The sequence below is a fragment of the Streptococcus sp. CCH8-C6 genome, from assembly GCF_001557225.1.
GTDB classification, from domain to species: domain Bacteria; phylum Bacillota; class Bacilli; order Lactobacillales; family Streptococcaceae; genus Streptococcus; species Streptococcus sanguinis_C.
In genome coordinates, this window is the sequence record NZ_LSJN01000033.1 from 1 (window position 1) to 24,639 (window position 24,639).

Genomic DNA, 24,639 nt, shown 5'->3' on the forward strand with positions numbered 1-24,639 from the left:
CTTAGAGGATTTACTTTACCTAACAAGAGGCAACCAACTATACACAGAAGATGGAAAAGAGTTGTATATTGATCCAACTTCTCAGAAAAGAACACTTCATACCCAATATGAACCTGGTTTTATTGAAGCAAGAGATAAATCTCCACTAGAGCTCTTAATTGAAAATAAGGAGCTATTAGATTAAATAAAAAAAGCGAGGATATCCTCGCTTTTCTATTGTAAAATCTTATTCTTCATTATCAATCATCAAACACTCTGCCTGTGAGTTGGTACATGAGGTAAATGTGCTCCAAGGTTTTGACAATTCGCGTCACATGAAGTTATTTAAGCATCTCCTTTTCTCTCATTACCATTTTCTGTTATAATAAATTGTACTTCTAGAATAGAAAGGTCTTAAGATGGCAACTCTTATTAAGCATAAACGTGTAGAATTTTCAGAACTATTTTATGACCTAGTGTTTGTTTTTGCAATTTCAAAAGCAACTGCTTTAATTCACCCTATTCATAACGGTGTTTTGGCTTGGGACTCTTTACTTGATTTCTTCATCTCTGTCATGGTTATCATCAATTCCTGGATGATTCAAACCATTTATACCAATCGCTATGGAACAAACTCGTTATTTAACATGGTAATCATGTTTATCAACATGGGACTTATGCTCTTTATATCCAATATGATTGGATACAATTGGCAACAATGGTACTATCATACCTGTTGGGCTGTTGGCACATTAACCCTTACCTTATTTTTTCAATATTTGGTTCAGTTTTTTAGAGGATCAACCGATAGTGCTGATCGGGAAAGTATCAAAGGTTTTCTATGGTTGACAGGTCTACAAAGCTTAGGAGTCTATCTGGCAGCTCTTTTTCCTATTTACGTTGGAGTCTATATCTTTATTGCTAGTATTCTGCTAACATTTATTGTGCCAATTTTCTTGATTACTAAAGATGAGCATTTCCAAGTAAATCTTCCCCATTTAATCGAGCGCGTCTCCCTTCTTGTCATTATTACGTTTGGAGAGATGGTTATTGGGCTAGTTAACTTCTTTACAGTTGAGAATTTCTCGATATATTCGGTTCTTAATTTCGTTATCATGCTTTCTCTGTTCTTGTTTTATTTTGGTGAATTTGACCATGCTATTGACGAAGGATCCAATCAAAAGGGATTATTTATAATTTATAGTCACTATCCTATTTTCATTGGGCTTATGTTGATGACAGTTTCGATGGGTTTTCTTCTGAATCCTGAGGCTAATCTTCTCGTTGCAATCAGCTTCTTTTATATCGGAATTGGCCTCTTCCAAGCTGCTGTCCTAGCAAATGGGCCCTATAACAAAAACTATCTTCGCTATTCGAGAAGTTACTACTGTGCTCAAGCGACACTCTATCTGGCTGCCTTGATTCTCTCTTTGGTTTTCGCTTCGAATCCTACAATAGTGCTGAGTATTGCAACCATCTTCGCTCTAGCTATAGCCATTCATTTTATTTATTTTTATGTGACACAGAATAAAAAATATTCCAAATCTAACTGGGGGTTCTTTTAATGAGTTTATAACATAAAAAAGCTTTGGGAACCAAGGCTTTTTTTTCATTAATTTGTTTTTCCATTTTATCCTCCAATTTGATCTCGCACTGACATTTATTTATAACAAAACTATATATCTAGAATAGCATAATCATTAGGTATTATAGGTTTTCAAACAAAATACGAGTCATTCGTTTTTGCCCCACTTTTGCCCCATTTTTAAATCCTGACATTGAAAACACCTAAAAGTATTTCCCTAAAATCAGCTATATTTCAACATTTTTGTTTATTTTCAATATGAAAAGTTCTTACAAATCCATGCAGGGGGCATCTAAAAAAACCAAAAGAGGATTCCAGACTAAGGAATTCTCTTTTGGTTAAAACACTTCAAAAATTGAGTTATTCAAAAACATAATCTTGATATTATCTTCATTAATTGATTTTTTAAAATTATATTTAAATTCTTCATCAATATCATTCGAAACTACTATTAGACATTTAGTTGCAACTTTTCCAGTATCTCTAAAATACTTTTCAGCATAATTATTTAAGATTTGTAACTTTTTATTAAGTTTTAACTTGTCAATGTACTTCAAAATGCTAATTTCAAATATAATATCTTTTCGATTTGGATTTTTACTAACAGCAAGAATATCCATTACATAATCAAAATTTGGTTTTAGATTTGTATATACATCATAGTCATCAACTAATAATTTTTTTAATAAATCTGTTACCTTTTTTTCAATTTCTATCGCACTACTGTTATATTCTGAATTTATATCATTTATTATTTCAGGATTCAAATTATACTTTTTTATATCTTCTATATTAGCTATAAAACTAGAAAAATCATCTATTTTACTAAATATCTTATTACCACTTTCTGAGTCTAGTAAGTCGCGTGTTATATCTTCTCTCGATACTTCCCCACTGTCAAATTTTGAAACAAAATCAGAATTTGATAGATGTCTAATAGTTGCTTTTCCAGTATAATTAATAAATTCTAATATCATTTGAGGATAAAATGAATTATTAAGAGTTTTATCTATCCAATCTCCCTTCTTTTTATCATCACTTACAATAATAAAATAATTTTTATCTGATATTTTTGCATAGTCCAAGGTTTCCAGCCATAAAAATATATCCCCATAATTAGCTGGAATTATTTTTCCGTTCCAAATTCTATTTCCTTTTGATAAATCTTCATCGGATATCCCAGGAAATTGTTTTTCTTTTATCCTTATTTCTATTTTTTCAGTATATTCTTTTAACTTTTCCTCGCTATATTCGTCTCCAACTATAATTTGATTGCTTTCTATCATATTATTTATGATTTGTAGATGTTCTTTTATTTGAGGGATATAATTGTCAAAAACCTTAAAATTTTCATGTTGTGATTTTTTCCATTCATCAATGTTTTCATCTAAAAACCTATTTATCAATTCTAGACTACTAACAAATTGTTTATTCTTCTTTAAATTGGATAAGATTTTATCTTTTTCATCTTGTAATAACTCTTTACCTAGACTATTGTCACTGTTTAAAATTTTTTTCTTAAAAATACTATCTATCTTGTCCTCAATATCTTTATCGTCAAGGCATATACTATGATTATCATCTAGTTCCGTTAGCATTGCTTTTGTTTGCTTTAAAAAAGTTTCTGTCCGAAAAATGACCCTTTGGAAATTATGTAAAAATTCTATCCATACAATAAAAGGTAAAAATATATTATTCGCATTCTTCTTTAAAGCATTAATATATTTTTTTGAATAATTTGGAGACTTTAAAGAATTTAGTAAAAAATTTGTATCTAAAATATAGATTATATCATCCTCATCAATTTTATCGTTTAATATATTTGTTAAAAGATTTTTACTCATCATTCATCCCTCTTAAACTTCTAAATGATTTTTGAATACATCCAATAAAAGTAGTGTCACTAAAATTTATCATTATAAGTAGTGTTCTCACTGTAATTATTTTGATTATTCCTTTACTTTATTATACCTTATATTAGTACTCAACAGCACATTATAATATATATTTAATTTCGCTTTTTTCAACTCAATCATCTCCTTAAATTCAAAGTAGATTTTCAACAAAAAATCCCCTTCCTTTAGGCACAAGAAAGGAGGGGGCATTGCATGGCAAAAACTACGAGAGAAGACTGAAGCAAAATATGTTTGACGAAAACCTGATAAAGATGGTTACACACCGAGCATATTCCTAAGGATGTCTTATAATTTTTTTGGTTTAGGAATTAAGAAAGATTATATATATCAAGTTTTGATGTACCTCACGCTTGCACATCAAAGCGGTCTTCCCCGTAGTTCTGAGCAACTAATTTGTTCTAGGAAACATCTTAGTTGCTTTTTATTTTAAAACAACTATATTACGGAACATCACAGTCTTGATTAACAAAAGGCTACAAGATAGTGACTGATTGTAAATAAAGCATTTTCTTGCTTTCTAAAAAATGGCTACAGCTAATCCGAGTTTGGAGTAAAAAATCTCTGTCCCTTAAGGGAACAGAGATGAAATTTATTTCTTCTTAGCACGGAAGACAATGAAGCCTACCAAGCCTACTAGAGCTACTCCAGCAGCAATCATGATCCAGCTAGCATTCTCACCTGTTTTAGGAAGAGCCTTCTTGACTACAGTACTACTAGAACTACTGCTTGAACTACTACTTGAACCTGGTGCTTGAGGTTTGCTTGGAATGATTGTATTAATAATATTCATGCCATCTACAGTAGTTGTATAATCATAAACACTATCTTCAGTTACAGAATATACGATATCGGTTCCATCCGCACTACTAGCAGGTAAATCAGTAAATTCATATTTCCATTCACCCTTTTCATTTGGACGAACTTCTTTAGAAGCAACTTCAGTACCATTGGCAAAGAGGTGAACAGTAATCTTATCAGGACGCTTACCAGCTTTATTGTTATCATCAACCCAAGTTTTGGTACCTGAAGCAGTAATCAAAGCTTGACGGTTAGTGAAGTCTTTGTAAATGACACCAGATCCATAAGTGTCAAGCTGAGCAGCATTGACTTGAATAGCTTCATCAGATAGTTGATAACCTGCTGGAGCTTTAGTCTCTTTAATGACATAATGTTCTTTAATCAGATTACTGAAAGAAGCCACGCCATTAGAATCACTCGTAGCTGTCTGAACAACTGTCACACCGTCTGCATCATAGAGCGTAAACTCAGCACCTTCTAAAGGTTTTCCATTTTCATCCTTCTTAGTTACTTGAACCCCATATACATCTCCATTCGCCAATCCATTTGCATGTTGATAACGAACGACTGCAGAAGATTTTTGATCCTCTATATTATCCGCCTTTAAAACAGCATCATTAGGAAATTGTGTTCCATTTAGCGGGGCAGCAGGAAATTTCACTCGATAGCGGATAGAAAAACCTTCATCTGCTGAGATATTACCCAAGTTTAGCTTGAATGAACGTTTATCTTCAGATAGTTCAACTTTATATTGAGCAGTCACATCTTCACGTTCTTTAGCGAGATGAAAAGAATTATCAGATGGGTCTACAATCCAACGACTCTTTATGATTTCAAAGCGATTCATATCAATTTCTCCACCTTCAAATCCAAGAGTGTCAGCAATTTGTACATTCTGTAATTCCTGACCATCTTGGTTGATGTTCAAGCAATAGGTGATAGACTTGATATCATCCGCATTATCCCAGCCAGATTTTATAAAGGTATGAGGCTTTTCTGGCTGGCCAGGAACACCTTTGAAATCAATCTTTCCGAACTCAATAATTACATTTTTTCCAATAGTAAGGTAAAAAGGTATAGAGTTCTTATCTTTGGCAACAGTATGATCTACACGAGCAATAAGATGAACTTTCCCTTCAATCCTAGACTTTGTTAACACATAATCTGTATAGGTCAAAGTTAGTTCCTTGGAATTGCTATTAACCGCTGCAGTTGCAACCAAATTGCCATCTTTATCCTTCACTTCAAAATCAACATCTTCTAAAATGAATTGCGCGGGAAGAGAAATACTCGTTGTATCTCCTGGCTGAACTTTCCCATAATTAAAAGCAAAGTTCGCATCTATTTGGAATCTCTCCCAAAGAGCCAATCCTTCAGTAAGTGCTTCTCCTTTTTCATTATAAACATTAACTGACGTAAAGACGTCATCTACTGTTGCTGCTTTCGCTTCTTTAGCACCTGTAAAAATGGAACCTGTACACAAGAAAACGAGTGATAATAAACTTGCAAATATCTGCGTCATTTTTTTCATTTTTGTCACTCCATAGTCACTTTTTATAGATTATGTAAAAAATATTAAAATTTATTTACATTTCCACTATACTACATATATTAGACTATCATACGCTTGACTATAAGTCAACTATTATACTTTACTAGTTGATAAAAAAGCTACAATCTGTAAACCTAGATTTTTCCCAAAAACCTTGTCATTTAAGACTTGGAAACACTTGCAGCTGTTATTTCTTTGTATTTTTTGAAACAAAAACGTAATATTTGACAACCAAACAAATGAACCAATCTAAACACTTCTCAAGGATATGAACATATATATAAATATATACTTGCTTAAAACAAAATTTTCAAGCACTTCCATATATAGTAATATAATCAAAAAAACTGAACAAATCTGCTCAGTTTTCTAATTAATAAATATAAGATAAAGATTATATCTAATTTATAGAAATATATAATCCCGTTATTTCCTACATCATACCGCCCATCATGCCTGGATCCATAGCTGGAGCTGGGCTTGCTGGTTCTGGTTGATTAGCCACTACTGCTTCGGTTGTCAAGATAAGGCTGGCAACAGAAGCGGCATTTTGCAAGGCTGAACGAGTCACCTTAACTGGGTCAATGATTCCTGCCTCAATCATGTTAACCCATTCGCCAGTCGCGGCATTAAAGCCTGTACCAACTTCAGAGTTTTTCAGACGGTCAATGACGATTGAACCTTCAAAGCCTGCATTCAGAGCGATTTGACGAACAGGCTCTTCCAAGGCGCGAAGAACGATGTTACGTCCAGTACCTTCATCCCCTGCCAACTCAAGACCTGCGACAGCGTCCAGTACATTGATATAGGCCGTACCACCACCTGAGACGATTCCTTCTTCTACCGCTGCACGAGTTGCATTAAGGGCATCTTCGATACGGAGTTTCATTTCTTTGAGTTCTGTTTCGGTTGCAGCTCCAACCTTAATCACAGCTACACCACCGGACAATTTAGCCAGACGTTCTTGCAGTTTTTCACGGTCAAACTCAGAAGTGCTGCTTTCAATCTGTGACTTAATGACTGCCACACGGTTAGAAATAGCTTCTGGATTGCCAGAACCTTCCACAATCACAGTGCTGTCCTTATCAACAGTGACTTTAGAAGCTTGTCCAAGCGCTTCAATCGTAGCGTCCTTGAGCTCTAAACCAAGGTCATCTGTAATCACTGTACCGCCTGTCAAGATAGCGATGTCTTCCAACATAGCCTTACGACGATCACCAAAGCCTGGTGCCTTAACAGCTACGACATTAAAGGTCCCGCGAATCTTGTTAAGAACCAGCGTTGGCAGAGCTTCTCCGTCCACATCATCTGCGACAATCAAGAGCGGACGATTGGTTTTCAAGATGTTTTCCAATAATGGCAGAATCTCTTGAATATTAGAAATTTTCTTGTCAGTAATCAAGATGTAAGGATTGTCCAGTTCAGCTACCATTTTTTCATTGTCGGTTACCATGTACTGAGACAAGTAGCCGCGGTCAAACTGCATTCCCTCAACTACATCCAGTTCCGTTTCCATCCCTTTGGACTCTTCGATAGTAATAACGCCGTCATTTCCAACTTTTTCCATAGCTTCAGAGATGTACTCGCCGACTTTCTCGCTGCGAGAAGAAACGGCAGCAACCTGAGCAATAGCTTCCTTGTTAGAAACTGGCACTGAGTTAGATTTCAGGGCTTCAACAGCTGTCGCAACGGCTGCTTCAATCCCGCGGCGGATGCCGATTGGATTAGCACCAGCTGTAACATTCTTAATTCCCTCGCGAACGATAGCCTGTGTTAAAACAGTTGCTGTTGTTGTTCCGTCACCAGCGATATCGTTAGTCTTTGAAGCAACTTCTGACACCAGCTTAGCGCCCATGTTTTCAAAATGGTCTTCCAGTTCGATTTCCTTGGCAATGGTTACACCGTCATTGGTGATAAGGGGTGAGCCAAAGGATTTTTCCAAAACGACATTGCGGCCTTTAGGACCCAAAGTCACCTTGACAGTATTTGCTAAGATGTCAACTCCACGAACCATACTGCTTCTTGCATCTGCTGAAAATTTAATATCTTTTGCCATTTTATTATTCCTCTCTTCTAATCTTACTCGACAACTGCTAGAATATTGGCTTCACTGACTAAGAGATAAGTTTCATCTCCGTCCTTGACTTCCACGCCTACGTGATTTTCTACGAGAACCTTGTCCCCTTCCTTGACACTCAGGGCTACCAGCTCACCGTTCAAAGTACGAATACCTTGACCGACTGCGACAACTTCAGCTGTCTTAGTCGCTGCTTGGCCGTTGCCTGCAATGACAAATCCGCCAACTTTCTGCTCTTTTTCTTCTACTTTTAAGACCACACGGTCTCCTAATGGTTTTAACATAGTTTTCCTCCAAAGATTGAATTTTTAGCACTCTAAACTATCGAGTGCTAATCTATAGTTATTATTTTATCACTTGGTCAGAAATAGTCAAGAAAAAAACCGACTAGATAAAAGAAAAATTTTATTTTTTTCTTCACTGCCTCCTGAAGTCGAAGAAAAAAACAAGTCCGAGCTAAAATCCTCTCAGACTTGTCTTTAGGGGGAATGTCTATCTTGCAAGTTTTAGTTTTGCTTCAAAATCATCAATCACTTTTTGCAGATTTAGGAGTCCTCTATAGATACCATAGCCAAACAAAAGCATGGCTAAGATTCCTAGTAGAGCTAGGACGATTCCCGCAATCAGCGCTAGGAGATTGGTCTCATGAAAGAGATAAATCAGAACAAGACCGATGCTGGCAATGGCAAAGAAGAGACTGAACCAGCGTCCTAGATTTTCAATCATATGCTTCTGGTAGTGAATTTCTGTTTCATAGCCTTGAATCAATTCTTGTTCTGTCATGATTTTCTCCGTTCTTTCTTTTATTCTGCCTAAGCAAATTTGTATTAGACTAGCAGCAAATCGGACTTACTGCCAGCCTAAAATTGAGTGAGAATTAGTATTTCAGTTGAGGGTCAAAGATGCCAAGCGCTACACCAATCAAAGCAATGACAACCAAGAGGAGCATAACGAGGTTTGGTGATACTTTTTTCTTGGCCATCAGCCACCAGCAAAGGGTGATAAAGCCAGCTGTTAAGAGACCTGGATAAACACCGTCAATCTTTTCTTGCAGCTTCAGGAAGGCTTCGCCATCAGCATTTTTCAACTCTAATGAAGTCGTTACAGATACCCAAGTTGCAGCAACTGCCCCGATAACCATACCACCAATGACACTGATTGCCTTACGAAGCGCCTGTCCTTTAGGTCCTACAAGGAATTCTACCGCCTTGTCCCCTAATTCATAGCCTTTGAAGTAGGCAAAGCGCATACCGCCATAGATGAGAACATTCCAGACAAGGATGTAGAAGAGAGCGCCGATAGGATTTCCACCTTTCGAGAGTCCAAGGGCAATCCCCAGCAGAACTGGAATCAAGGTTCCAACTACCAAAGAGTCACCGATACCCGCGATAGGTCCCATGAGACCGGCACGCATACCATTGATAGTTTCGCCATCAACAGCGTCACCATTGGCACGCGCTTCTTCCAAACCAGCTGTAATCCCCACTACCAAAGCTCCGAGCTGAGGTTCTGTGTTGAAGAAAGCTGTATAGGTCTGCATAGCTTCTTTCTGCTCTGCTTTGTCTTTGTAGAGTTCTTCCACGATTGGCAGCATAGAGGTCAAGTAGCCGAAAGTCTGCATGTGCTCTTGAGAGAAGCAAGTCAAATGACCATAGTACCAATGGTGGAATGATTTCGCTAAAGTCTTTTTAGTTATTTTCTTTCTTTCAGCCATCTTAGATATCCTCCTCATCGTCATCAAAGTCAGCCCCACCAGCTGGCGCAGTTACTCGAGCTGATTTGATTACTTCCAATTCATAGTAAATTACTGCAAAAATCAATGAAACAACTGCACTTGCAACCAAATTAAGACCAAGTGACTTAGCCAAGGTGAAGCCCACAAAGAATGGGATAAAGTCAGCAGCCTTGGTAACGATTTGTTTCAAAAGAATGGCAATACCGACACATGGGAGAAGAGCTCCGACTGTAAAGAGCGATTTCATGATGAAGCCATCCATTGGCAGGTGAGTCTTCATCAGTTCAACCATATTCGGACCAAACTTCGTGATGATCATGGTTGGAAGGAAAGAAAAGACAAAGTGGGAAATCCAAGGATAGACCCAGTCAACAGCGTAAAGCTTTTTGAATTCGCCTTTTTCAACAGCTTTCCAGCCAATGTGCTGCCAAAGCAAGTTTGTAGTGGCTGTTCCATAGAAGAGGACTGTACCGATAGTACCAACTGCTGCTCCGATTGGTGCAGCTGCTGCAGCGATAGCAGATTCAGAGGTGATTCCTTTAGAATGAACAAACAAGATTGCGAGAGGAATCCCAATGTAAGAGATTGCCCGCACGTCAGCGGAAACTGTACCACCTGGTGTTACCAGAGCGATATAGAGGACCTGAAGGGCTACCCCAACCATAATCCCTGTTTTTAAATCTCCAAGAATCAACCCGCTAATCAAACCTCCGACCAGTGGACGTCCCAGAGTGTAGTTACCAATACTAGAACCACCCATACCAGGCATAGAAGCTAAACTAGCAAAAAGACCCAGTAAAGCGGCTTGCAGCCAAGAAATTGTCATAATAGACTCTCCTTTTCATTATTGTAATTAAAAACCAAATTTAGACTTGAAATCGCTCCAGTAACCGATGGAAACATCTGGCAAGAGCTGGAATTTGACTTTGTAGCCAGCTTTTTCAATCGCTTCAATCGCTTCTGCCTCTTCCTGAGTTATGGACTGGTTGTTGCCCAGCTTAACAGCTCCCGGACGGTCATTAGCAGGACCGACGATGATTTCCTTAACATCCCCAGGTACAAAACCTTGATCTACTAGGATTTCCTTCATGTCCACGGGATTTTTTGTAATGAGGAAATAGCGACTGTCTGACTCTGTGACCTTGCCTGATTTTTCCTTGAAGGCTTCCTTGGTCCAAACAAAAGTCTTCTTGTCAGAAGCTCCCTTGTAGGCCTGAATCAAAACCTTGTTTCCTGCCGCAGCATTATTAACTGCAATCAGGCCATCACAAGGGTATTCCTTAGCCCAGCGAGTGACTGTTTGACCGTGGATCATGCGGTCGTCAATCCGTACAAATGATACTGTCATCTTTAAAATCTCCTTTTATCTTTTATAATGTATAGCGGAAGCACTAAATGTCGTCTTCATCTTCGTCAGCTGCATCGCTTACGACTTCAAATTCCTGCAAAGCAGCTGTGGCCTCGGAAAGGATAGCCTGAGCCAGCTCTTTTCCGTCTAAGATGTCTTTCATAACCAAGCCAGTCAGTCCCATGGTCAAGTTCAAACCTCCCAAGATAACTGCTGAGTCGAGCTTACCCATGTCAGCTAAGACGCTAGCTGCTGTCGTCAGAGGACTGCCTCCTACAATATCAGCCAGAACTAAGACACTGTCATCAGCGCTTAAGCCAGACAAGGCCTGAGTAAAATCAACTGCAAAATCATCAACTGACTTGCCCTCCTGAAGACCGACCGCAATCACCTGATCCGTCTTGTCTCCGGCAAACATCTTCAAGGAACTCTGCACGCCTGCAGCCAGTCCCCCATGGCTGACCAGTACAAGGTATTTCATCTTTCCTGCCTCCTTTATCCTTCAATTTCTTAGCCAAGTCAGGCTTTAGATGACGAAGGATTTATTGATGATTTTATTGTACAGAATATGGAACCGGTTTCATACTGTCAAATGTCACTTTGCCCAGATGACATTTGTTAGGAAAAATATGACATTTGTCATATTGGTCTAGTCAGCTGTGCTTTTTCTGGCTTAATTAGCAATAAAAAAGAAAGCAGATTATTTTCCGCTTTCTATTTCTCTTTGAATGCTCGGCAAGGCACTGTCAATCTCTTGATTCTGCATAGCATTTTGAATCAGATAGTCCATCCGGTCCATCGTATGACGGTCCACTTCCAGACTGATGTCAATGATAGAGCGATTCATCATGTGATCTAGCCTCTCAGAAGTCAAGGAATCCAAGCCAAAATCATCAGCTTGTAAGATTTCTCTAGCCTGTTGACTTTTCACTACAGATGGTAAAACTGAGGTCCCCTGCGACTTTTCAAACAAGGCCTGCTGATTTTCTTTGTCCTGTGACAGCAAAAGCATAAATTCCCAAGCCAGCTTCTCTTGCTTGGTATTGAAAGACATGGCAAAGAGCGAGGTCTTAACCTGCGTTCCCATCACCTGGCTATTGGCTGTCGGCATCGGGATACAGGTCCAAGAAAAGCTAGAATACTTGGCAACATGGTAAGGGTAAGGCTTGTAGGTCCGATACTGGGCTAAACTCATAGGATAGAAGGCCACCCGTCCCTCATCAAAATCATTAGAAGTCACCTTATAATGCTGGCTGAGCATGTCTAGCTTGCTCATAAAAGCCAAGGCTTGGTGCATCTCTGAGCTGTCTACATTGATACCGGATTTATCGATAAGATGGCCGCCATAAGCTACCAGAGCCTGCTGCCAAGTGTAATCTGTAATACCGTACTGATCCACCACACCATCGCCATTGGTATCTTTGGTTACTTTCTTGCAAATCTCATAGAAATCCGCCAGGGTCCAACCTGACTCAGGAATGCTAATTCCTTCTTTTTCAAGCAGGTCTTTATTGACACACATCATGATGGGATTGCTCTCAACTGGAAGAGCATAGCTGACTCCCTGATATTGCCCGGCTTCATAAGCCACCGGATAAAAAGCCTTTCGTTCATCATCCGTTAGGAGGGTATCCAAGGATTTAAGCGCGCCAGTCGAAGCCAACATGCTAAAGTCGTTTTCCGGTACCATAAAGAGATCCGGCTGTTCGCCTTTCAAGACTTGCTCTGCCAGCCAGTCAGCGTAATCATCCTTGGGAATACCGCTTTCATAGACGACCTTGACATGAGGATGCGTCTTTTCAAATTTTTTAATCAGGCTGTCCAAGACCTTGTTTTCGCGGCTATTAGGCACATCCCAGCTAGAACCAGCATAGACACCAATACGCAGGACTTTTTCCTGAGCTGAAGCCCAAAAGACAAAAGCCAAAGCAACAGATATGATCAGGACAACCAGCAGGGCCAAATGTCTCAGTCTCCACTTCATTTGTCGCTTTCCTTACTAAAATCTCTCTGGGTGACTCCAGTCTGCACAGCCCAGATAGCCAGCTGGGTTCGGTCGCGCAAGTTGAGCTTGGCTAAGATACCTGACAGGTAATTTCGGACTGTCCCTTCTGATAGAAAGAGCTTGGCAGCAATTTCTTTATTCGAAATCCCGAAGCCAATCTGCTGAATAATCTTCCACTCCGTCCGGCTCATGTCCTCTATATTTTCCTCCGTCACTGTAATAGCAAAATTGGACTGGGCCATCTGTGAAAAGATTTTGAAGACCTTGGTGGCAATATTAGGATTGATCATAGCTCCGCCCCGATAGACTGTCTGAATGGCTTCGTGAAGTTCTTCTGTCGAAACCCCTTTGAGAATGTAACCAGACGCACCGTATTTGAGAGCGGAGAAGATAAATTCATCGTCATCAAAGGTCGTCAGAATGATAATCTTAACATCCGGATACTGCTCTTTGACAGCCTTAGTACAGAGAACACCGTCCATGACTGGCATGCGAATATCCATCAGAATCACATCTGGGCGTACCCGATGAAGCTTTTCCAGCACTTCCTTGCCGTCTCCGACCGTCCCGACCACCTCAATATCTGCGTGGGCTGACAGGATGATTTGCAGAGACTCGCGAATCAAGGCCTGATCGTCTGCTATTAAAACCTTAATCATGTCTTCCTCCTATTTTTGGGATTTCGATATGCGTGTAGAAACCGTCCCGATTTTCAAATCGGACGCTTCCGCCAATAATCATTAGACGCTCCTGCATCTGCTTGAGGCCATAGCCATAGTGGAGTTCATCAAAGCCAATACCATCATCCTGAATGGTCATTACATAGGACTCTTCCTCCAGCAGCTCAATCCAGATAGTCTTGGCATGACCGTGGCGGACAGAGTTTGTAATAGACTCCTGAATCACCCGAAACACAATGTCTTCCTTTGCAATATCCAGGTCAATATTATCCCATTCGTAGCGGAGATGAATCTCCAAATTGGAGATGGCTTCATACTCACGGATAATCTTAATCAGAGCTTCCTTCAAAGTGTTATTTTCCAGAGCTCCCGGCCGCATCTTATTGAGCGAGCCGCGGACATCACGGATACCATCTCGAACGACGACAGAGACATTATTGAGCTGCTCCTTAGCCCGATTGGTATCAATATCAACCAAGACCTTGACCGCATCAATACCCGCTGAAATTCCCGTTAGGGCATGGCCCAATGTATCATGAATTTCTCTGGCAATCCGCTTTCGCTCTCGATCTTCTGCTATTTTTTCGGACAAGGCCAGATAAGAGTTCAACTCGCGATTGGCCTGAGAAGCCATGCGCAGCTCTTCCTCAATCCGATGACGCTCTGTAATAGCCGACAAGATGTAGAAGAGCAAGGAAATCATAAAGACAACGATATTGAGGGAGTAGAGAAAGTTCTTGCCAAAAAGCAGCAACAACCGGACGGACTCTGGGTAAAACCGAATATAGGTATCCAGCGAAGGCAACTTGATAAAGAGCGACATGAGGTCATAGTTGGACAAGAGCAGCATGCCAAAGCTCAAAATAATGAAAGAAAACCAGTACTTCTTGTCCTTGGAAGAATTGAACTCCTTAGAGCCATAGAAAATATCCGCAAACACCAAGAGAATCAAGCCATTGTAGGACGAGTGCAAGACGGAAAAGATGACCAGCATGAGCAGGATTTCAATAATAGTCGCCTTGTCATAGACGGACAGCTGATTGGGGTGGCGCTCCCGGTAGTACATGACCAAAAGCAGACAGGCATAGAGGCTAATTGATACCCAGAAAATCAAGCTGGGAGAGCCCGGAATAGCATCCAAACGCTCCAAAAGCGAATGACTGAAGCCCTTAGCAGCTACATAGTTGGTCGCAAAGAGATAGATGGACGCATTATAGACAATGGCAACCAGATTGATGACCATCAAGGCTATTTTGCTGTAAAATATACTTTTTTGAGGTCTCATTATTGCCACCCTGTAACTGTGTATTGACTGATATTATCCCTGTTGACTAAGTGAACTGGAATCAGGTATTGGCTGTCGTAGGATTTCCCCTCTTGCATCAGCTCAATTACCTGCGCTACCTTGCGTCCCATCTGAATGGGCGATTGGGCCACGGTCCCCTCTATGTCGCTAGTCGTAGCCAGAAAGTTTTTGATATCTGGTGATCCATCCACACCATAGATTGAGATTTTCTTATCAAGACCTTGATTTTTAATAGCAGCCAAGGCTCCGATGGCTGCTCGATCATTGAGCGCCATAACTACATTAAAGTCCAAACCTTCGTCTAGAGCCCCTTTGACCTGTGGCATGGTTTCCTCAGTCTGGCCTAGTGTTTCTTTCTGGGAAATAATCTTGTAGCTAGGCTGTTTTTCAATCGTATCAATAAATCCCTGAATCCGGTCCATAGCAGAGACGGCATTGCGATGCTCTAGAAGGAGAATATTGGCAGAAGGCCGACGCTTCATCATGTCCTGGGCAATCAGGACGCCTGCTTGGTAGTTATCAGACACAATGGTCGTATCCACTTTTACATCCTGACTGATAGGCGCATCCACTACGATAATTTTAATCCCAGCTTTCTTGGCCTTTTGAAGAGAGGAAATGATACTTGGACTATTGCTTTTCACCGGATTGATGACAATGACATCAACCTTTTCTCGGACAAAAAAGTCAATCTGCTGGCTCTGCTTGCCCTCATCCAGCTCAGGATCCCGAACGTAGAGCCTGCTGCCCTGCTGATTGGTTTTCTTCTCCAGCTCCGCATTTAAGGTTTTGTAAAAGTCATTGTTCATGGTCATGTAAGTCACCCCAATCTTGACCTGCCTCTCATCTGGCAAAACGCCCTTGAAATAAACAAAAAGCAAACCCGAGATAAGCAGAATAAAAAGCGGCCAGAGAGCCTTCTTCTGATAATGCTGTATCCTTTTTTTGATCTTAGCTGATACCATTTTTTACCCCCTATGCCGCAAGCGCCTTTATGAAACATATAGGATTATTATATTACAAAGCCGGCAAAAAGCAAAATCTTTCCAGAAATGACTATAATAAAAGAGGCGAGACAGAATCTAAAAAATCCATGATTTTTGATTCTTGGTCCCACCTTGATGATCATAATTAAACTTTTAAAATCTTGATAGAAAGAGACTTTCACTCACACAGATCTTGCATCCTGCAAAACTGAATGATGAAATTTTAGAGCAAGGTCATTTCCCAGTCTTTGCTTCTTGCTTAAAAGGGAAGTTCCTCTTCTTCCAACACTAAATCTGCCAAATCAGCTCCGCTATTATTTTCACGCAGAGCGCGCTGGGCCCGACTTTCCAGCAGCTGGAAGCTATGACAGAGCACTTCTGTCACATAATGAGTCGCCCCCTCCTTCTCATAGCGACGAGTCCGTAGCTCACCATCCAGAGAAATCAAGCTGCCCTTACTTGCATAACTGGCTAAAGTCTCAGCTAGACGCCCCCAGACAACCACATTTACAAAATCCGCCTCACGCTCACCGCTCTGAGATTTATAACGACGATTAACTGCGACCGTTGCACGAGCCACAGATTTTTCATTCGCAGTCTTGTGCAGTTCAGGCGTAGCCGTCAGCCGGCCGATTACAATTACTTTATTATACATTTTATATCCTCCTAACTTATCATTCGTAATAGGAGGCAAAAAGTGAAAAAAATGTGGTATAGTAAAGATAAAAAAGAAAGTTGCAGTTTCTGCCCCTTTTCTACTAGATTTGTACGACGGAGGCTCCGATGACCATTAAACATTCGCCTGTGAAAAATATTCTTTTTATCTTAATCTCTCTGTGGTTCGGAGGTTTTTCTGTCTGGGCTGCCGTAGACTACCTAACTAGCTCCAACCCCTACAAAGACACTAGTTTCTTTGTCCTTAGTCTGCTGGTTGCTGCTTTCTTCTTACTGCTCCTTATCTTTGCTATTCGCAGACTAACCATTCATGCGACTATCCTCTCCTTTGACCACGACTATGTGACCTACCGTTATAGCGGACTCTTATCAGCAGCCACCTACTGCATTCCCATGCAGCAGATTAGTCATGCTCGCTACAGCCGAGACAGTGAAGAATCCGAGATTAGTCTTTGGATGGAGGATGGCCTCCATGACTTTGCAGCCTTTAACCATCCCCGCCACAAGATTTATGCCTATCCTGACAGCCAACTCATCGGCATTGTTTTCAAGAGAAAGCGCCTCAAAGCATTGGAAGACCACAGCCTAAACAGCCTTATCTACCAATACAAATACAGCACTCCGAGCCAAATTCCCACAGCCACTCCTCAGTCGACAATCGACTCGCAAAGCAATAGCGACAGCGTCTTCTTTTGAGACAATGTGGTGATTGGTAAGACAAATCACTTTAGATTACGGAGGATATCTAATGAACTATATAGCTTTTATTTATTCCATTCTTTTATTATTTTCAACCTATTTTGCTTATAAAAAGAAGATTGGCAGCTCCAAAATCTCATTAATCGTAAGTTTATTTTTATTTTTCCTAACTCTTCTGAATCTATTTTTCTTCAATTTTTTACTGAAAACTTTAATATCTATACTTTTAATTTTGACCTCGGTAAGTTTTTTCTATGACAGAAAAATGAGTAAGAAACAAATTCATTATTCTCATCATTGTGTTAGATTGATTTTTCATCTGTTAATCATTTATTTTCTCTACCATTAGCATGAGATAGATTTATAACGCTAAATTTATTGCAACAAAAATAGAGTGAAACGACTTGTATAGTCGTTTCGCTCTATTTTATATTTCGGCTGTTATAGGATACCTCGCCTATTTCTGAGCTTTTTAGAATGTTAAATCCTCTCCCTTATCCCTGCCAATGTTTGGCTGGGTCAAAGGCAGTCCCAACTAATTCGCTATCGGCTAATTCAATGATGCCACGTTTTTGAGGTGCATTAGGCAACTGAAGTTCTCGTGGGCTGCACATCATGCCAAAACTCTTTTCGCCTCGAAGTTCTCCTGGGAAAATCAAATTCCCTTTAGGCATCATGGCACCTGGCAGAGCTACAATTGTTTTGAGGCCAACCTTAGCATTGGGAGCACCAGCCACGATTTGAACAGTCTTATCAGCAGCTACCTGCACTTGGCAGATATTCAGGTGGTCACTATCTGGATGAGCTACCATATCAACGATTTCTCCAACCACAAACTTTGGCTGGCTGTCATTGACCAAGTCCGCTGGGAAGCCTTCCTTGCTCAGCTCCTGATTGAGAATAGCCACTTGCTCATCTGTCAAAAAGACCTGTCCGCGCTCTGCAATTTCAAAAAGGTCAGACTGCTCAAAAATATTCCAAGCAACTGTCTGGCCATTGTCTTCACGGTAAACACGCGCTACCCGTCCCTTGCGCTCAGCTGCCAGTTTAGCTCCTTGATTGTCCGCAGCAATAATCATCAGCACGTCGCCGACATACTCTTTATTATAGGTAAAAATCATTTTACGCTCCCTTTTTCTCTTATACTCGCTAAAAATTCATTGATTTGGCCCTTGGTCTTGCGGTCACGATTGACCAGACGGCCAATTTCCTGTCCCTTTTCCAGCACTACTAAGCTGGGAATCCCGTAAATGTCCCACTCTTTGGCCAGATCCAAATAGGCATCACGGTCCACTTGGATAAAGCGATAGTCAGGATTTTCCCCTTCTATCTCTGGCAGAAAAGGTTTGATAAATCGGCAATCTCCGCACCAGTCAGCCGTGAAAAAGAAGACAGTCTTCTCCCCATCATTGACATAAGAAGCCAATTCCTCTATATTTACAGGAAAAATCATGCTTCTTCCTCGTAGCTTAGCTGACCATTTTCATAGACAAAAGCAAAATGACGGTCGTCCTCTAAGACCAGACCTCCAACCAAGCGGTCATCTGTGGACTCGTAGAGCTTGACATAAAGGCAGGAAATAGTACCCTGACTGGAAAAGAAATCTCGCACAAGCTCGACGATTTCCTCCCGATTACGCAGTCGTTTCTGCTCCTGTACGACTTTGGCTGCCCCAAAAGCCAGCGCTCCAGCCCCCAAAAGGGCGGTTGTGGTTAAAATGATTTTTTTAGCTTTCATGTAGAATATTTTAACACAAAAGAGCAGAGGCGACAAACAATATTCCAGATTTTCCTGGGAGAAGCTGGATTCTTGAATGGGCAGTCCTCTTGATTCATACAAGCCACAAGATTTCTCTACTCATTTACCGTAAAAAGTGATAAAATAGGGGGCAGAAAGAAGGTAAGTTTATGACAACATTATTTTCAAAAATCAAGGAAGTAACAGAGCTTTCTGCTATTTCGGGTCACGAGGTACCTGTTCGCAGCTACCTACGAGAAAAAATCACTCCCCATGTCGATGAGGTTGTCACCGATGGCCTGGGCGGTATCTTTGGGGTACGCCATGCAGAAGCTGAAAATGCTCCCCGTGTATTGGTAGCGGCCCACATGGACGAGGTTGGCTTTATGGTCAGCGAGATCAAAACTGACGGGACCTTCCGCGTAGTGGAAATCGGCGGCTGGAATCCGCTGGTCGTTAGCAGTCAGCGCTTCAAACTCTTTACCCGTGAAGGTCGGGAAATCCCTCTTATCTCAGGCTCTGTCCCTCCTCATCTAACGCGCGGATCTGGCGGACCAGTTATGCCACAGATTGCTGATATTGTCTTTGACGGTGGCTTTACGAATAAGGCGGAAGCCGAAAGCTACGGCATCCGTCCAGGAGACACTATTGTGCCAGACAGCTCTGCTATTCTCACCGCTAACGGTAAAAATATCATCTCCAAAGCCTGGGATAATCGCTACGGCGTCCTTATGGTCAGCGAATTAGCTCAAGCCTTGTCTGGTCAACCACTAGGCAGCCAACTCTATGTCGGCGCCAATGTTCAAGAAGAGGTTGGCCTGCGTGGTGCCCATGCTTCAACGACAAAATTTGCCCCTGAGGCCTTTCTGGCTGTGGACTGCTCCCCAGCGGGCGACATCTATGGCGGTCAAGGAGCCATCGGCGACGGAACGCTGATTCGCTTCTTTGACCCTGGTCATCTCATGCTGCCAGCTATGAAAGACTTCCTCTTGACAACTGCTGAGGAAGCAGGCATCAAGTATCAATATTACTGCGGCAAGGGCGGAACGGATGCTGGTGCTGCCCATCTCCAAAGCGGTGGCGTGCCGTCTACTACCATTGGTGTCTGTGCCCGCTACATTCATTCCCACCAAACTCTCTATGCTATGGACGATTTCCTACAAGCCCAAGCCTTCTTGCAAGCGTTGGTCAAAAAGCTGGATCGCTCAACGGTGAACACGATTACCAACTACTAATTTTAAAAGGCAGCCCGTTCTTCATTCGGGCTGCTATCTCTTTTATCTGACACTTCCCCTTTCAACTTTCCAATTTGAAGAAAATTTTGTTATAATGCTTAGCAGAGGTGAAAATATACATGAAAAAAATTGCTTTTGATTCTGAGAAATACTTAAACCTGCAGCGCGACCATATCTTGGAGCGCATTAATCAATTTGAGGGCAAACTTTACATGGAATTCGGCGGTAAAATGCTGGAAGACTTCCATGCTGCCCGCGTCTTGCCAGGCTATGAGCCGGACAATAAAATCAGACTGCTCAAAGAGCTCAAGGACCAAGTAGAGATTGTCATTGCTATCAATGCCAACAACATTGAGCACTCTAAGGCGCGTGGTGATTTGGGCATTTCCTACGACCAGGAAGTTCTACGACTAATCGATACCTTTAACGAGCTGGATATTTATGTAGGCTCAGTGGTCATCACCCAGTATTCCGGTCAGCCGGCAGCTGATCTCTTCCGCAGCCAGCTGGAAAAGAATGGCATTGCCTCCTATATCCACTACCCAATCAAGGGCTATCCGACCGACATGGACCATATCATCTCACCTGAAGGTATGGGGAAAAACGACTACATCAAAACCAGCCGTAATCTAGTCGTAGTGACCGCACCTGGTCCTGGTTCTGGTAAATTAGCTACTTGCTTGTCCAACATGTATCATGACCAAATCAATGGCATCAAATCAGGCTACGCCAAGTTTGAAACCTTCCCCGTTTGGAATCTGCCCCTACACCATCCGGTCAATTTAGCTTATGAGGCAGCGACGGCAGACCTGGACGATGTCAACATGATTGATCCTTTCCACCTGCAAACTTATGGCAAGACTACAGTCAACTACAATCGTGATATTGAAATTTTCCCAGTCCTCAAACGTATGCTGGAGCGCATCCTTGGAAAATCACCTTATGCTTCTCCAACGGATATGGGCGTCAACATGGTCGGCTTTGCCATTGTAGACAATGATGCAGCTATCGAGGCATCCCAACAGGAAATCATCCGTCGCTACTACCAGACGATTCTGGACTTCAAGGCAGAGCGCGTTCCTGAATCTGCTGTCAAGAAAATCGAACTTTTGATGAACGACTTGGGCATCACACCGCTGGACCGTAAAGTAACAGTTGTTGCGCGCGATAAAGCTGAAAGCACTGGCGAGCCAGCTCTGGCCTTGGAATTGCCAAACGGTGAAATCGTAACTGGTAAAACCTCTGAACTCTTTGGCCCTACGGCTGCTGTATTGATTAATGCCATTAAGAAATTAGCCAATATTGCCAAAGAGACCAAGCTGATCGAGCCTGAGTATGTCAAGCCAATCCAAGGCTTGAAAATCAATCATCTGGGTAGCCGTAATCCGCGCCTCCACTCAAACGAAATCTTAATAGCTCTGGCAATCACAGCCATGGAAAATCAAGATGCGGCAAATGCCATGCAACAACTCGGCAATCTCAAGGGCAGCGAGGCCCACTCCACTGTCACTCTGACTGATGAAGACAAAAACGTCCTGCGTAAGTTGGGCATCCATGTAACCATGGACCCCGTTTACCAGTATGATCGACTCTATAGAAAATAAAAACAAGCTCTGTTAAAATCTTGTTGAGGAAGCTGGCTCTGCCAGCTTTTTTTGTTAATAACGCTTAGACAAGAGAAAACGCAAGAGATAGTAAAGTCCCAAAACCAGGATAATGGTCAAGGTCAGAAACTGATTGAGACTTAAGATGATTGGGAAAATCATGGACAGGACACTCAAGCAGGCTGCCAGCAGCAAAAGGATATTAAAAAGCAAAGTGCGAGTCTTTTCGTCAATCATACGATTGCGCTCATCAGTCACCTGAATGTAGAGCTTCTCAAAATTTTCCTCCCGTCTTAGGACCAGATTATACCGAATGGTCATCAAAGAAAGCCCTAGCAGGATGCCAACCATGACTCCTTCCTGCTGATCATCCAGAGAATGAAAGTGGCTCCAGGCCAGTCCTACCAAGATGATTAAGATTAAGATACGCCCCACGATAACTTTCCTTTGAAGTTTTTTTCGAAATTCTTGTTTAGTTAATGTTTCCATGTCAGCCTCCTATTTTTCATACGCTTGAAAAATTTTCAAAATCACCACAATCAAGATAACTCCCACAAAAGGCAGGATCTCCTTAGGGATAAAATTGGCTTGCAAATGCAGATAAGATAAGCCAACCACCACCAAAATAGCCAATATCCATTTACACAAATAAGTCCATTTCATGATTCATCCTCCTCAAAGAGAAACACTTCTTCAATCCTTAAATTGAAAAAGGATGCAATTTTATGAGCCAAAAGCAGCGAGGCATTGTAGCGGCCCTTTTCCAAAGAAATAATCGTTTGTCTCGTAACCTCTAGCTTCTCAGCCAGCTCCTCCTGGCTGAGCTTTTTTCTTTTTCGTAATTCTTGAATTCGATTTTCCAAGGCTGCCTCCTTTCTATAATGTAAAACAAACTTTACTTTTTAGACATAGTATAGTCTCCTTTACATATTTTGTCAAGAAGAAAGCGGCAAAAAAGAACTGAAAGTTTAAACATTTCAGTCCTTTTATCATCTTGAATTTTCCTTTGTTATTTGCTTTCCAAAGCCACAGTCAACTCGACACAGGCTCCTCCTTGGTCTGGATTGAGCAGGGTCAGACGACCACCGTGCAAGAGAGCTACTTGCTTAGAAAAGGCTAAGCCGATACCATGATGGGGATTAGCTGAATTGCGGCTTTGGTCACTCTGATAAAAGAGCTGTTCCGCTCCCAGCAGCATCTCCTCTGAAAATGCAGGGCCATTGTTCCAGATAGAAAAAACCAACTGGTCCTGCTGCACTGATACCGTTAGCTTGACTTCCTTTTGATTCTGGTCTGCATGTTCAAGCGCATTCAGTAAAATATTGAGCAAAGCCCGTTTGAGATAGTCCAAATGAATTGACAAAATCAGACTAAGATCACAATCTTCTTGGAGATAGAAACGATAGCTTTCCTGTTTGCTGAACAGTGCCCAATCGTCCTGGAGATAAGCCAAAAAGTCCCCTAAGGAAAGCTGACTGAACTGATTAGAATCAATCTGAAAGGTCTTAGCGTAATCAATCAAAGAGCCACAATACTCTTCCATCTTGTGACTAGCCTGCAAAATCTCAGTAGCATAGTCTGCCTGTGGCTGGCCCAACTGCGCCAATTCCAAGAGCTCAGCATTCCCCTTAATCACAGTTAGGGGTGTTTTCAAATCGTGCGATGTCGCTGATAGCTGTAAAATCAACTCCTGATTATGCTGCTGCTCTTTTTCTAGAAGACGAGCATTTTCTTGATGGCTGCTCCGTAAATCGCTATAAACTTCGAGCATTTCCTCGATCCGAAAAAGCTGACTTTGATTTTCTTCTAAAAGCTTCTCGCTTGTTAGCATTTTTATTTCCCGATTGATTTTTCGGAGCAATTTCAAAATATGATAAAAAGTAATCAGCAGCAAGCTCCCCGCCCAAAAGAACAAGGTGAAAAGAACGTGATTACTTCCTTGCGTAAATTCATAGCCTATAAGTACAAAAATCAAAACATGAAAAAAGACGATTTTTAAACTGGTTGTCCAGACTAGGCTTTTGAAATTTCGGGTTCTAATTGCCATCTATAGCCTACTCCTCTCACTGTCGCGATTGCTTGCAGCCCTTCTTGTTTGCATTTTTGACGAATCTGATATACGTATTCTGAGATGGAGCGAAGCTGTGTTTCTGAGCTTTCTGGGTAAAGCAAGGTATGCAGGCGTTCAGCTGAAAAGGTCTGCTTGGGATTGCTAGCAAGTAAATGCAGTAACTTAAACTCTCGCTCTGAAAATTTCAAGACTTTACCAAAACAGGCAACTTCATAACGCTCAGGATAAAATTGACAAGAAGCAATTTCAGAATATCGCTCCTCCCGTCTTTCCTCCCGCCGAAGATGAGCTCTGACACGTGCCAGCAATTCTTTGGTCCCAAAAGGTTTGACAATATAGTCATCTGCTCCGCGAAAGAGGCCTTCCACCTTGTCCGTCTCCAATTCCTTAGCCGTCAGAAAGATGATTGGGCACGAAAGATGAGGACGAATGTAAGAACACAGCTCAAAACCATTAACAGGCTCCATCATCACATCCAGCAGAATCAAGTCATATCCGACAAAATGCGTCAATTCTAGCTCTTCTATCCGATCAAGCGTCGTCACATCATAAGCGTCGAGCTCTAGGACATTTTTCACTAGCTTCAAAATGCTCCGGTCGTCATCAACCACCAAAATACGATACTGTCTCATAATTTCCATTATAGCATAC

26 protein-coding genes and 1 pseudogene are annotated in these 24,639 nt (G+C 41.3%); 5 read left to right on the forward strand and 22 right to left on the reverse strand.

The window, feature by feature from the left end; translation table 11 throughout:
* Positions 1 to 184: pseudogene (locus AX677_RS03735) on the forward strand (hypothetical protein); the annotation flags it as partial.
* Between the two features lie 214 nt (positions 185 to 398).
* Positions 399 to 1,544 (forward strand): low temperature requirement protein A, encoded by a 1,146-nt coding sequence (locus AX677_RS03740; protein WP_021152654.1) that lies wholly within the window; start codon positions 399 to 401, stop codon positions 1,542 to 1,544.
* A gap of 358 nt (positions 1,545 to 1,902) precedes the next feature.
* Here the strand turns inward: AX677_RS03740 and AX677_RS03745 are convergent, their stop codons facing one another.
* From AX677_RS03745 to AX677_RS03810, 14 genes are all read right to left on the reverse strand, one after another.
* Positions 1,903 to 3,411, reverse strand: a complete 1,509-nt coding sequence (locus AX677_RS03745; RefSeq protein ID WP_060976215.1) for a PIN-like domain-containing protein — start codon at positions 3,409 to 3,411, stop codon at positions 1,903 to 1,905.
* A gap of 658 nt (positions 3,412 to 4,069) precedes the next feature.
* The gene (locus AX677_RS03750; protein ID WP_060976216.1) at positions 4,070 to 5,809 is read right to left on the reverse strand and encodes a Cna B-type domain-containing protein; all 1,740 of its coding nucleotides are present in this window, start codon (positions 5,807 to 5,809) and stop codon (positions 4,070 to 4,072) included.
* A 454-nt stretch (positions 5,810 to 6,263) separates the two neighbouring features.
* Entirely contained in the window at positions 6,264 to 7,886 is a 1,623-nt protein-coding gene (gene groL / locus AX677_RS03755) for a chaperonin GroEL (RefSeq protein ID WP_002903466.1), read from the reverse strand.
* Between the two features lie 23 nt (positions 7,887 to 7,909).
* A complete protein-coding gene (gene groES, locus AX677_RS03760; protein WP_060976217.1) occupies positions 7,910 to 8,191 on the reverse strand; it encodes a co-chaperone GroES in 282 nt (93 codons plus the stop codon).
* 208 nt (positions 8,192 to 8,399) lie between these two features.
* Entirely contained in the window at positions 8,400 to 8,690 is a 291-nt protein-coding gene (locus tag AX677_RS03765) for a hypothetical protein (RefSeq protein ID WP_060976218.1), read from the reverse strand.
* Between the two features lie 94 nt (positions 8,691 to 8,784).
* Positions 8,785 to 9,639: a PTS system mannose/fructose/sorbose family transporter subunit IID gene (locus tag AX677_RS03770; RefSeq protein WP_002896727.1), complete on the reverse strand. Its 855-nt coding sequence runs from the start codon at positions 9,637 to 9,639 to the stop codon at positions 8,785 to 8,787.
* On the reverse strand, positions 9,623 to 10,468 hold the full coding sequence (locus tag AX677_RS03775; protein ID WP_002896728.1) for a PTS sugar transporter subunit IIC: 846 nt from the start codon (positions 10,466 to 10,468) through the stop codon (positions 9,623 to 9,625). Before AX677_RS03775 ends, AX677_RS03770 begins: the two co-directional genes overlap by 17 nt.
* 27 nt (positions 10,469 to 10,495) lie before the next feature.
* A complete protein-coding gene (locus tag AX677_RS03780) occupies positions 10,496 to 10,990 on the reverse strand; it encodes a PTS sugar transporter subunit IIB (RefSeq protein ID WP_002896729.1) in 495 nt (164 codons plus the stop codon).
* A 43-nt stretch (positions 10,991 to 11,033) separates the two neighbouring features.
* Positions 11,034 to 11,471, reverse strand: coding sequence for a PTS sugar transporter subunit IIA (locus AX677_RS03785; RefSeq protein ID WP_002919851.1), 438 nt, complete (start codon positions 11,469 to 11,471; stop codon positions 11,034 to 11,036).
* 219 nt (positions 11,472 to 11,690) lie between these two features.
* Entirely contained in the window at positions 11,691 to 12,974 is a 1,284-nt protein-coding gene (locus tag AX677_RS03790; RefSeq protein ID WP_060976219.1) for an ABC transporter substrate-binding protein, read from the reverse strand.
* Positions 12,971 to 13,654, reverse strand: coding sequence for a response regulator transcription factor (locus AX677_RS03795; protein ID WP_002896732.1), 684 nt, complete (start codon positions 13,652 to 13,654; stop codon positions 12,971 to 12,973). The genes AX677_RS03790 and AX677_RS03795 overlap by 4 nt, the downstream gene beginning before the upstream one ends.
* Positions 13,647 to 14,960: a sensor histidine kinase gene (locus AX677_RS03800; protein WP_060976220.1), complete on the reverse strand. Its 1,314-nt coding sequence runs from the start codon at positions 14,958 to 14,960 to the stop codon at positions 13,647 to 13,649. Before AX677_RS03800 ends, AX677_RS03795 begins: the two co-directional genes overlap by 8 nt.
* A complete protein-coding gene (locus tag AX677_RS03805) occupies positions 14,960 to 15,946 on the reverse strand; it encodes a substrate-binding domain-containing protein (protein WP_060976221.1) in 987 nt (328 codons plus the stop codon). Before AX677_RS03805 ends, AX677_RS03800 begins: the two co-directional genes overlap by 1 nt.
* A 280-nt stretch (positions 15,947 to 16,226) precedes the next feature.
* Entirely contained in the window at positions 16,227 to 16,622 is a 396-nt protein-coding gene (locus tag AX677_RS03810; RefSeq protein ID WP_002896737.1) for a single-stranded DNA-binding protein, read from the reverse strand.
* 128 nt (positions 16,623 to 16,750) lie between these two features.
* Here AX677_RS03810 and AX677_RS03815 point away from each other — a divergent pair, with 128 nt between their 5' ends.
* Entirely contained in the window at positions 16,751 to 17,338 is a 588-nt protein-coding gene (locus AX677_RS03815; RefSeq protein WP_060976222.1) for a hypothetical protein, read from the forward strand.
* A 497-nt stretch (positions 17,339 to 17,835) separates the two neighbouring features.
* On the opposite strand, the gene ytpR is transcribed toward AX677_RS03815, so the two are convergent.
* From ytpR to AX677_RS03830, 3 genes are read right to left on the reverse strand one after another with little or no spacing between them, the layout of a single operon-like run.
* Complete coding sequence (gene ytpR, locus AX677_RS03820; RefSeq protein ID WP_060976223.1) at positions 17,836 to 18,462, reverse strand: YtpR family tRNA-binding protein; 627 nt, start codon at positions 18,460 to 18,462, stop codon at positions 17,836 to 17,838.
* Positions 18,459 to 18,794 carry a thioredoxin family protein gene (locus AX677_RS03825; protein WP_060976224.1) on the reverse strand — a complete coding sequence of 112 codons (336 nt, stop codon included), beginning with the start codon at positions 18,792 to 18,794 and terminating at the stop codon, positions 18,459 to 18,461. The genes ytpR and AX677_RS03825 overlap by 4 nt, the downstream gene beginning before the upstream one ends.
* On the reverse strand, positions 18,791 to 19,078 hold the full coding sequence (locus AX677_RS03830; RefSeq protein ID WP_002903480.1) for a DUF4651 domain-containing protein: 288 nt from the start codon (positions 19,076 to 19,078) through the stop codon (positions 18,791 to 18,793). The genes AX677_RS03825 and AX677_RS03830 overlap by 4 nt, the downstream gene beginning before the upstream one ends.
* A gap of 170 nt (positions 19,079 to 19,248) precedes the next feature.
* Between AX677_RS03830 and pepA the strand changes: the two genes are divergently transcribed.
* Both pepA and AX677_RS03840 read left to right on the forward strand, forming a co-directional pair.
* Positions 19,249 to 20,313, forward strand: a complete 1,065-nt coding sequence (pepA, locus tag AX677_RS03835) for a glutamyl aminopeptidase (RefSeq protein WP_060976225.1) — start codon at positions 19,249 to 19,251, stop codon at positions 20,311 to 20,313.
* A 119-nt stretch (positions 20,314 to 20,432) separates the two neighbouring features.
* On the forward strand, positions 20,433 to 21,917 hold the full coding sequence (locus AX677_RS03840) for a DUF1846 domain-containing protein (protein ID WP_060976226.1): 1,485 nt from the start codon (positions 20,433 to 20,435) through the stop codon (positions 21,915 to 21,917).
* Positions 21,918 to 21,971: 54 nt separating this feature from the next.
* On the opposite strand, the gene AX677_RS03845 is transcribed toward AX677_RS03840, so the two are convergent.
* The 5 genes from AX677_RS03845 to AX677_RS03860 form a co-directional block, all read right to left on the reverse strand.
* The gene (locus AX677_RS03845) at positions 21,972 to 22,406 is read right to left on the reverse strand and encodes a hypothetical protein (RefSeq protein WP_060976227.1); all 435 of its coding nucleotides are present in this window, start codon (positions 22,404 to 22,406) and stop codon (positions 21,972 to 21,974) included.
* Positions 22,407 to 22,415: 9 nt separating this feature from the next.
* The gene (locus AX677_RS09025) at positions 22,416 to 22,580 is read right to left on the reverse strand and encodes a hypothetical protein (RefSeq protein ID WP_082730221.1); all 165 of its coding nucleotides are present in this window, start codon (positions 22,578 to 22,580) and stop codon (positions 22,416 to 22,418) included.
* Positions 22,577 to 22,780, reverse strand: a complete 204-nt coding sequence (locus tag AX677_RS03850; protein WP_002896748.1) for a helix-turn-helix transcriptional regulator — start codon at positions 22,778 to 22,780, stop codon at positions 22,577 to 22,579. Before AX677_RS03850 ends, AX677_RS09025 begins: the two co-directional genes overlap by 4 nt.
* Positions 22,781 to 22,926: 146 nt before the next feature.
* Complete coding sequence (locus AX677_RS03855) at positions 22,927 to 23,964, reverse strand: sensor histidine kinase KdpD (RefSeq protein WP_060976228.1); 1,038 nt, start codon at positions 23,962 to 23,964, stop codon at positions 22,927 to 22,929.
* Positions 23,931 to 24,629 carry a response regulator transcription factor gene (locus AX677_RS03860; RefSeq protein WP_060976229.1) on the reverse strand — a complete coding sequence of 233 codons (699 nt, stop codon included), beginning with the start codon at positions 24,627 to 24,629 and terminating at the stop codon, positions 23,931 to 23,933. The genes AX677_RS03855 and AX677_RS03860 overlap by 34 nt, the downstream gene beginning before the upstream one ends.
* Positions 24,630 to 24,639: the final 10 nt, after the last annotated feature.